Source organism: Zavarzinella formosa DSM 19928, assembly GCF_000255705.1.
GTDB classification, from domain to species: domain Bacteria; phylum Planctomycetota; class Planctomycetia; order Gemmatales; family Gemmataceae; genus Zavarzinella; species Zavarzinella formosa.
Genome location: NZ_JH636447.1, coordinates 2,699 through 3,009, shown reverse-complemented (window position 1 = coordinate 3,009; position 311 = coordinate 2,699).

Sequence of the window (311 nt, the reverse complement as noted above, 5' to 3'; positions counted from 1 at the left end):
CGCATCCGGATGGACGCGGACGGACCCAGAAACCGTCATGGTCATTGTTTCGCCCGGCGCCCGCCGGGCAAGATTCGCTTTTTCCAATGCGGCCGTCCCGGGGGACGGCCGCTCCTTTTCACGGGAGCCTGCCCATGTTTCAGCGTCTCCGACTCGAACGTCCGATGGCGTTTCTGGACATCGAATCCACCGGGCCCAGCCCGCGGTCGGATCGCATCGTCGAAATCGCCGTGCTTCGCGTCGCCCCGGACGGGGAGGCCGTCTCGGCCGTCCGGCGGGTTCACCCGACCATCCCCATTCCGGCCGCGGCG